The following is a 7,660-nucleotide window of genomic DNA, read 5'->3' on the forward strand; positions in this document are numbered from 1 at the left end:
TCGGCTGCCCTGTCAGGCGGTGGTGTCCAGAATCAGCCGCAGCGTCTGTGCGGGCATGTCCCAGTGTGGGAAGTGGCCGCTGTGATCGAACCACTGCAGCCGGGCGTCAGGAAAGAGCTCCTGAGCCCTCGATGCCTGAACCGGCAGACACACCCGGTCCCAGCGACCCCAGCCGATCACCAGCGGGTGCTCCAACCGGCCCCGGGGGATTCCCCGCTGCTCCTCGCCGAATGCCAGGTTGCGCAGCAGTTCGTCGGTAGACGGTGAGGCGGCGAAGCTCCGCATCTCGGTCAGGGTGAGTTCCGGCGCCAGGGCCCAGGGATGCGAGGAGAACTGGGCGAACAGGGCGCTGCGGCCGACGGGAGAAGCCGTCAGGGCGGGCATGGCCGGCTGAAGCGCACGGATCAGCCGGATGGACGCGGCTACCGTGCTGTAGAAGAAGCCCCGCTCCCAGCCCTGCCAGAACCCGCCTGGATCAAGCGAAACCACCGCTTCCAGGACGCCCCCGCGCCGCGCGAGCTCCAGCACCAGTCGGGCGCCCATCGAGGTGCCCACGGCGTCGATGCCCAGGAGGTTCTCGCGCGTCAGAAAATCGGTCAGCGCGTCGGCGAGCGTGGCGATGGTCACCTCACCGGGCAGTGGGGGAGTGTGGCCGAAGCCGGGCAGATCGACGGCGATGACCTCACGCTGCGCCTCCAGTCCGGCCAGGATCGGCGCCCAGGTCTGCCAGGAACTGCCCAGCCCGTGGATCAACAGCAGCGGCTTGCCCTGGCCGCGCCGGATGTGGTGGAGCGAGGAACCGGAGCGGTGATGAGTGGTGGGCAGGGTGGCGGGAGTGGGTGACGTCACCCCCTGACTGTCGGGGCGTGCCGTGTGGCCAGGCACCCGATCACGCCAAGACCTCTTGAGCCTTCCCCGGCGGGGCGCCTCGGGCGGCGGGTGAGGGACGGCGCTGCATCGGAGCCCACCAGAATCCGGGGGCTAGAGGTCGATGAACCGGACGGCTTGCTGATATGTGGTGTCCACGGCGTCCAGCGGCAGGTGCCGATAGAATCTCCCGACTCCTCTTACTGGCATGGCCGCTAAGCAGTTGAATCTGCGCATCTGACGACTTCTGGCCCGTCAGGAAGGTCAGCATCTGGTGGCGGAACAGCTGGGGCTGCACGGCGGCGCTCAGCCCAGCGGTCTCCCGGTAGCGCTGCACGATCTGCTGTACTCGGCGAACCGTATACGGTTCGCACCATTACGTCTCGAACAGATGCACCTGGTGGGGGTGTACCACGAGGTGTGCCCTGAGCACCAGGCCGAAGGTCTGCGGAAACAGAATGGAGCGATCCTTGCTCCCCTTGCCCTGGCCGACGAAGATCTTGCAGGCGGCGAGGTCGAGATCGGCCACTTCGATCTTGACCAGTTCGCCAACCCGCACGGCCGTGAAGAACAGCAGTTTGAGCATGATTTCATGCTCAACGCGGCCACCATCGCGTACGGCCCGGAAGAAGCGTCCGAGTTCCTCTGACGTCAGCAGGTGGGAGGCCACCAAGCTGGACATCAGCCCCCACGACCTGCGGCACCGTTTCGGCTATGTCATGGCCGAACAGGTGCCGCTGCACCGCCTTGCCCAGATCATGGGTCACGATTCCCTGGACACCACGGCCCGTCACACCCGGGCCACCCAGCGGGATCTTCAGGCCAAGGTCGAAAAGATTGCCTGGCAATAGGGGTGTCTCTCGACGGTCTTGTGACCGCCGATGTAAACGGATTCACGAAAGTGGCGGCTCAGCGGCTTTTCGTTTCCATGCCTCTTCTTGAACGTCACCTCGTACGGTCCGGGCAGAAAATCGTCGGGAGCCAGAAAGCCGTACTTGGCGCTGAGAATCATCCAGGCGTCGCCGAAGCGCTCGGCGTACTGACGGTGAAGGACGAACGGCGGCCCGGTGTAGGCGTCCTTCGCCATCACCGCGCCCAGGTCAGGCTGCCTGGCCCAGATCTTGCTGGCGCCACACGGCACGATCACGAGGGTTCCGGGCATGCCCCATCATGCACCTGCCGGCGAGTCATGGAAGCCCATCTGAAACAATGGCGGCATGACTGCCGAGGGGAATACGCTGCGCAAGCGGATGCTGTTCGAGAGCTGGGTGACCGCACACCGGGCCCACAGCCTCACCCTCGCCCAGCAGGGCGAGCCGATCGACCGACGCACCGTGCTCGCGCGCCTCACCAGCCTCGCCGGACGCCAGCGCGCAGCGGAATACGTATACATCCTCAGCGAGCGCCGTCCGCAGGAGGACACGCCCGCCTATATCGGTAAAGCCAAGTCGCCGATGACCCGCTGGAGCCAGCATCTCGCGGGCCTGACCAAGGGCGAGGGCAGCTACGCCCGCTGGCGCAGCCGCTTCCTGCGAGAGGGCCACGAGACCGTCCGCTTCGACCTGGCCCTGCTGGTGGTGGGACAGGACAACGTCCAGTTTCCCCCACTCCCGGACTTTCCCACCACCATCGGGGCGGTGGAGTATCAGCTCGTCGGTTTGGCGGCGGACGCTTACCCCTTGCGGCTCCTCAACCACGAGGGGCAGGCCCGATGACGGTCCTGCAGGCCTGGCTCGATGCCTTTCCCGGGGCGCACTTCGCTCCACTGTTCGAAACGGATGGCCTCCAGGTACACACTCATCAGCGCGGCAAAGCACGAGACCGCCGCATCCTGACCCGCTCGGCCCCGTTCGAGGACGCCATGATCGACCTCATAGAGCAGGGCCTGAGTCGGGACGACTGGACCGGACTGATCTACCTCATGGGGATCGGCGAACAGCATGACTTCACACCGCTCTACGTGGGCAAGGCGGAGCGGCGGGGCAAGACGCACGCCGTGAGCAGGAACATCGACGGCATCCGGCACAATCCGGACAGGTTCGCCCGCTGGGGCTACGGTCTGGACTATCACCTGGGGGATCTCAGCCAAGCGATGTTTGGCTTCACGGCCTACCGAGGCCCCACCGTCAAGTACCGCCGCTGGTCGCAGACCCTGTTCGCGGTCATGTGCACCGTCCCGTGCACATGCTGCTGCTGCCGTGGTTCGAGGACAGCCGTGGCCCGAGCGGGTTCAGGGAATCGGTGGCGTCTGCGGAGAAACAGGTGATCGCGCTGGCCTCTGCACTCCACGGCGAACGGCTGCTGAACGTCGACGGGCGGTAAGGGGATTCAACTGTGCGTCGGTCCTTCAGTACCGGGGAACGTTCCTGGCCTCGGCCACATGGTCGACCAGTCCACACACCTGCTGGGCCAGGGCGCCAGCGGCAAGCGGGACGCCAAAACGGGCCAGGACATCCCGCCGCAGCACCGGACCCGTGGAGGACTGCTGCCCGTACAGGCGGTAGGTCTGCTCCAGGGCTTGCAGGGCCGAGTGCAACCGGGCGGAGTCCGGCAGGCGCGCCCGTTTGACACGCTGGTTGTGAACCGGATCGCTGGGGACCAGGTTCCACAGGTCATTCAGGGGATGGGCGCTCAGCGGAATCAGGTGGTCCAGATCAAAGCCCTGGGGCGTCAGCGACTTGTGCGTCCACGGGCAGTGAAAGACGGCACCTTCCAGCATTAACAACTGCACCTGATGACGCTCCCAGGTCAGGGGAATCCGGGCCACCGGGGAGGAGGTCAGCAGGGTAAACACCTGTCCCCGGGACACAGGCACGTCCTGGGTCACCCGTTCCACGTACAGGCTCCACTCGTGCAGGCACAGGGCCTCCACCCACAGCGACAGGTCACGGCAGGTCTGCCACAGCGCCGCAGGCACCACGAAGGCGGGCTCGGCCGGACGCGTGCCGGGAAGGGGATGCCCACTCAGCGTCCCGGCCGGGGCGGGCGCCCCGAACAGCGCGTGCGCATTCCCTGTCCCCGCATATCTGACGGGTTGCCGCACCGCCTGCGCAATGGCCGAGATCGTCGCCTGCGTGAGCCGCCGCAACGGCTCGGGCAGGCTGCCGCGGCCCACCTGAAACGCGGCGAGCAGCAGCGCTCCGTCCGCTGGGCCGCTGCATGTGCCCGTCCACTCTTCCCATGCGCCGCGCAGCGCCGTCAGGGCCTCCCGGAAGCTCAGGTCCTGCACGGTTCCTACCGCGCGCCGGGCCCGTGGTCCCTGATAGACCGGGGCGTTCCCCACGAAGGCCCAGTACGACACCAGCCAGCGCTCGGCCACGAGCCGCAACGGCACGATGACCCTCTGACCGCTCGGCCCGGGATACAGCAGGGCCAGGTCATTGAGGGCCCGGACCAGCGCGAACTTGTAGGAGTTGGATTTTGCCTCATGGCGCAGCAGGGTGGCGAGGACCGCGCGGCCGTCGTCCATGGGCCCACCTCCAGGAGAGACCGGCGTGAGGCCATCGTTCGACTTTGCTGTGAAAGGCTCTTGATATGGCCCAGGGCGCTCCGCTTCAGACACGAGTGACAGGCGGGTTCCGGTGATACAGGAAGCTGGTTTGACAGTCCGCACATTCCGCGAAAAACTCGGCTCCCGCCTTGCGAATGCGGGCCTTGGCCTGACAGGTGGGGCAGGTGGGTTGAATCCGCGTGTTGCCCTCACACTGAAGACATTTGAGGTAGTACCCATATTTTCCGTAGGCCACCTCGACGCCTGAACCCTGACAATGCCGGCAGGTGACGGTGGGGGCCTCTGATGGACGCTGGGCCCGGCTGCCGACCGACACCGCCGGAGCAGCTTGCGAAGGCGGTGTCGGGGGCTCTGTCTGGGCGGGCAGGGGAGGAGTGACCGCCGGGTTCTGCGGGTTACGGGGCATATGTTTGGACTGGAGAAACGCGCTGAGGCGAGCGAATTCTTCCGCCGTGATCGTGACTCCCCAGGTGTCCGACCGAGGATCCTTGCTGAAGACCTTGGCCAGCTGAACGTGGTCCGCGATGAGCTCCCTCACCCGGCCGGGCACCTGATCCGCCTTGCATACATCCGGCAGCTTGCCTGGATGCTGCACGACACCCTGGTCACTGATGGCCACCACCACATCAATGACGAACGCCCGGAAGCTCTTCTGCTTGAACCCGAAGAGGAACTTGCCGAGCAGCTCCTCCCGGTGGGCCTCCAACAAGGAGCGCAGAAAATCGGCCTGCCGCCTAGCTTGCAAGATAGGAGAGGGCATGCCTGTCCAGCGGCCGTTCCACTGCCGGGCCCATTCTTCTCGCTCGTTGATCCGCACGGCGCTCGTGACGCTCTTGCTCTCAAGGATGATGGCACCGCTGCGGTGGAGGATCAGGTGGTCGATCTGAGCGGCGTCCTCACCCTGCTCGAAGCGGAGGTTGTGAAAGACGTGCACGTCGGGATCGGTGCCGTAGGTGCGGCGCAGGTAAAACGCCATCTGCCTCTCCGCGTCATCCCCGGCGCGCTGGAACCTGTCAGTGGTGGGCGGCACCCGATGCTCTTTGACAATCATGGATGGGCTCAGCTTGGCTTTCCGTCGTTGACGTCCGTGTCACAGAACCCGGAGGTGGAAAAAGCGGCCCGGAGGCCGCTTTGATTCCCTCAATATAGGGCGGTATTCAGCCCCTGTCAAATCATGCACGCGGTGGCCGTGGGTTCAGCGCGATGACGCTTTGTAGCGGGGGATGAACATCCAGATCAGGAGCTCGAGATGCGCCCGCTGGCGACTGAACGACAGGCTCAGGCGCACCAGATGCGCCACCCGCAGGCGCAACGTGGCATTGAACCGCTCGATGTGCCGTGTGCCACCAATGACGTGCCGTGCGCCAAAAACCACGCCTTTATAGGCTGCCAGGCGGTCTGTGTGACAGACCGCACCGAGATAGGGAGTGGGCAGGCCCTCCCACTACGGTGCCCTTCGTCTGGACCGCCCTCAACCACGATGGGGGGCGGCGCATTCAGCTGGCGTCCAGGCTTCTGAAGGCCCTTCCAACGTCTCGCCGGAAGGGCCTGGTGGCCGACCGGAAGTTCACCGAGTGGTTCCGCTCCCCGAAACGCAAGAGGATCAAGCGAGCGATGTGCATTCGGAAGAACGCTGTCGTCGACGAACTACGCGTCGATACATGTGAGGGTTGGACAGGCGCGCTGCCTGGCTGAGCGAGTCAATGTGTACGGCGAGGTGATGCACGCCCGTGGCCACCAGGTCCCCCGCGGGGACCTGGTGGCCATTGCCACGGATTTCAGTGTGTGGGACACGTGCATTCTGTATCAGGCGCGCTGGTCGGTAGAGTGTACCTTCGAGAGCCTCAAGGTCCGTAGCTTCGACCTGGAACGGACCGGCATCACTCGTCCCAACCGATTGGAACGCCTATGCAGTCTGATGATCCTGGCGCGACTCAGTTGTCTGAGGGGAAGCGTGTGGCTCCACGCACAGGTGCCGATCAGGGTGAAGGCTCATGGCCGAGCGGCCATGAGCCTCATGCGGTACGGCGCGGAGCGGCTGTGCCATGCCCTGCGGTGGAATCAGCCCAAACTGCCCGCACTGATCCGGCTGCCAAGTACGCCCTTTCACGCACCAGGAGCAGCTTGAACGCAAGTTATTCGGGACAGAGATCCAACAGCATTTCATGTGTTCTCCCGTTTGAGAGGCTAAAGCCACATCAACGCGGGCACCCCCATCAGTTGCCTGGCTCCAGTGAGGAGGCTCACTGGCCCAGGGTGAGGTCGTCCATCCACCACACGCCCCCGGTACTCACGACGCGCGTAACTCCTGCCCAGTTCGGCATAAGCGTGACGTAAGCGCTGGTTTGATTGTTGAACGTGACTTGACCGATCACCTGATCATTGCTGCCAAATCCTGTCAGGGTGACTTCATTACCCGACGAGGCGACGGTGATGGACTTGAAAGTGAATGCGCTGTTGTCGGCCTTTCGTATGGTGACGTCATCGCACAGGCAGAATCCAGTATGGCCCTGCGGCAAATAGATGCTGTTGTCAATCACTAAGCTTGGGCCTTCCAGCGCGATGCCCTTATAGATGTAAGGGGACTGGACGAACTCGAATCCCCCCTGCCCAACAACTGGGCCCAGGTCCTCAAAGTCCAACGCACTGGCTGGCACCACTGCCGTGAAGTTCACGGTTTTAACGTTACTCCCACAGGTGAGCTTGATGGCGTACGTACCGCCGCTGGCATACGCATGATCCTGGGTCTGGGTGTTCATGGTGCTGGGTGTAGGAGTCATCACCGTACCGGAGGAGCCGTCGCCCCAGTCGAGACTGCAGGGTGTGTTTTGTGGATATGTGGTCTTGATGTATGCGCGGGCGGCACTGCTGCTGAGCTTCAGAACATTTAGATAAGACTTGGGAGCAGCAAAGTTCTGTTCCGTTAGAGTGCCAGCCAGGCCTAGCCGTTGAAGATCCGACGCCACCTGTGTTTCAAAATTACTCACCAACGAGGAGGGCTTAGAAGCAGAGTCGGGGTACAGGGCAGTGGGGGCGGAGGGCGACTGGCCACACGCGACAAGCAAAAGGCACAGACCCAGCAGTGAAGTCAATTTGTTCATGTGTTCTCCTAAAAAATGTAAAGAGTAAGTGCTTACCAGCCGATGTAGTAGTCGACAACAGCGCTGTAGCCGCCGGTCGGGGCCGTCCACTGTCCAGCAGCAGCGCTCGCCATGATGTTGTAGCTGTACTGGCTGCCGTTCAAAGAATCTGAACCGATGAAGTTCGGTTCAATGTCGCTCT

Annotated in this window: 11 protein-coding genes; 4 read left to right on the forward strand and 7 right to left on the reverse strand. The window is 63.9% G+C overall.

Going from position 1 to position 7,660, the window contains the following annotated elements; all coding sequences use genetic code 11:
• Positions 1-12: 12 nt before the first annotated feature.
• A complete protein-coding gene (locus IEY21_RS13180) occupies positions 13-849 on the reverse strand; it encodes an alpha/beta fold hydrolase (protein ID WP_229753095.1) in 837 nt (278 codons plus the stop codon).
• Positions 850-1,243: 394 nt separating this feature from the next.
• Complete coding sequence (locus tag IEY21_RS17135; protein ID WP_373290516.1) at positions 1,244-1,549, reverse strand: tyrosine-type recombinase/integrase; 306 nt, start codon at positions 1,547-1,549, stop codon at positions 1,244-1,246.
• Between IEY21_RS17135 and IEY21_RS17140 the strand changes: the two genes are divergently transcribed.
• A complete protein-coding gene (locus IEY21_RS17140) occupies positions 1,452-1,718 on the forward strand; it encodes a tyrosine-type recombinase/integrase (RefSeq protein ID WP_373290517.1) in 267 nt (88 codons plus the stop codon). The genes IEY21_RS17135 and IEY21_RS17140 overlap by 98 nt on opposite strands.
• On the opposite strand, the gene IEY21_RS13190 is transcribed toward IEY21_RS17140, so the two are convergent.
• The gene (locus IEY21_RS13190) at positions 1,685-2,029 is read right to left on the reverse strand and encodes a DUF6884 domain-containing protein (RefSeq protein ID WP_188904814.1); all 345 of its coding nucleotides are present in this window, start codon (positions 2,027-2,029) and stop codon (positions 1,685-1,687) included. The two genes, IEY21_RS17140 and IEY21_RS13190, sit on opposite strands and share 34 nt — an antisense overlap.
• A gap of 55 nt (positions 2,030-2,084) precedes the next feature.
• Between IEY21_RS13190 and IEY21_RS13195 the strand changes: the two genes are divergently transcribed.
• Positions 2,085-2,582 (forward strand): GIY-YIG nuclease family protein, encoded by a 498-nt coding sequence (locus IEY21_RS13195; RefSeq protein WP_188904815.1) that lies wholly within the window; start codon positions 2,085-2,087, stop codon positions 2,580-2,582.
• Positions 2,579-3,133, forward strand: a complete 555-nt coding sequence (locus IEY21_RS13200; RefSeq protein WP_188904816.1) for a hypothetical protein — start codon at positions 2,579-2,581, stop codon at positions 3,131-3,133. Before IEY21_RS13195 ends, IEY21_RS13200 begins: the two co-directional genes overlap by 4 nt.
• Positions 3,134-3,214: 81 nt before the next feature.
• Here IEY21_RS13200 and IEY21_RS13205 read toward each other — a convergent pair whose 3' ends face one another.
• From IEY21_RS13205 to IEY21_RS16745, 3 genes are all read right to left on the reverse strand, one after another.
• Positions 3,215-4,336, reverse strand: a complete 1,122-nt coding sequence (locus IEY21_RS13205) for an HNH endonuclease signature motif containing protein (protein WP_188904817.1) — start codon at positions 4,334-4,336, stop codon at positions 3,215-3,217.
• An 85-nt stretch (positions 4,337-4,421) separates the two neighbouring features.
• Positions 4,422-5,429 carry a nuclease-related domain-containing protein gene (locus tag IEY21_RS13210; protein ID WP_188904818.1) on the reverse strand — a complete coding sequence of 336 codons (1,008 nt, stop codon included), beginning with the start codon at positions 5,427-5,429 and terminating at the stop codon, positions 4,422-4,424.
• A gap of 144 nt (positions 5,430-5,573) precedes the next feature.
• The gene (locus tag IEY21_RS16745) at positions 5,574-5,813 is read right to left on the reverse strand and encodes an IS1 family transposase (protein ID WP_194499986.1); all 240 of its coding nucleotides are present in this window, start codon (positions 5,811-5,813) and stop codon (positions 5,574-5,576) included.
• A gap of 285 nt (positions 5,814-6,098) precedes the next feature.
• On the opposite strand from IEY21_RS16745, the gene IEY21_RS17145 reads away from it, so the two are divergent.
• The gene (locus tag IEY21_RS17145; protein WP_373290519.1) at positions 6,099-6,506 is read left to right on the forward strand and encodes a transposase; all 408 of its coding nucleotides are present in this window, start codon (positions 6,099-6,101) and stop codon (positions 6,504-6,506) included.
• A gap of 115 nt (positions 6,507-6,621) precedes the next feature.
• Here IEY21_RS17145 and IEY21_RS13220 read toward each other — a convergent pair whose 3' ends face one another.
• Positions 6,622-7,479 carry a hypothetical protein gene (locus tag IEY21_RS13220; RefSeq protein ID WP_188904819.1) on the reverse strand — a complete coding sequence of 286 codons (858 nt, stop codon included), beginning with the start codon at positions 7,477-7,479 and terminating at the stop codon, positions 6,622-6,624.
• Between the last annotated feature and the right edge of the window lie 181 nt (positions 7,480-7,660).

Origin of the sequence: Deinococcus aerophilus, from assembly GCF_014647075.1 — a bacterium.
In the GTDB taxonomy this organism is placed as follows: Bacteria; Deinococcota; Deinococci; order Deinococcales; family Deinococcaceae; genus Deinococcus; species Deinococcus aerophilus.

What these genes read in the sequence shown, in the direction of transcription:
- IEY21_RS17140 (WP_373290517.1), top strand. Translation starts at nt 1,452, where the DNA reads ATGATTTCATGCTCAACGCGGCCACCATCGCGTACGGCCCGGAAGAAG.
- IEY21_RS17135 (WP_373290516.1), bottom strand. Translation starts at nt 1,549, where the DNA reads ATGTCCAGCTTGGTGGCCTCCCACCTGCTGACGTCAGAGGAACTCGGA.
- IEY21_RS13190 (WP_188904814.1), bottom strand. Translation starts at nt 2,029, where the DNA reads ATGCCCGGAACCCTCGTGATCGTGCCGTGTGGCGCCAGCAAGATCTGG.
- IEY21_RS13195 (WP_188904815.1), top strand. Translation starts at nt 2,085, where the DNA reads ATGACTGCCGAGGGGAATACGCTGCGCAAGCGGATGCTGTTCGAGAGC.
- IEY21_RS13200 (WP_188904816.1), top strand. Translation starts at nt 2,579, where the DNA reads ATGACGGTCCTGCAGGCCTGGCTCGATGCCTTTCCCGGGGCGCACTTC.
- IEY21_RS13205 (WP_188904817.1), bottom strand. Translation starts at nt 4,336, where the DNA reads ATGGACGACGGCCGCGCGGTCCTCGCCACCCTGCTGCGCCATGAGGCA.
- IEY21_RS13210 (WP_188904818.1), bottom strand. Translation starts at nt 5,429, where the DNA reads ATGATTGTCAAAGAGCATCGGGTGCCGCCCACCACTGACAGGTTCCAG.
- IEY21_RS17145 (WP_373290519.1), top strand. Translation starts at nt 6,099, where the DNA reads ATGCACGCCCGTGGCCACCAGGTCCCCCGCGGGGACCTGGTGGCCATT.
- IEY21_RS13220 (WP_188904819.1), bottom strand. Translation starts at nt 7,479, where the DNA reads ATGAACAAATTGACTTCACTGCTGGGTCTGTGCCTTTTGCTTGTCGCG.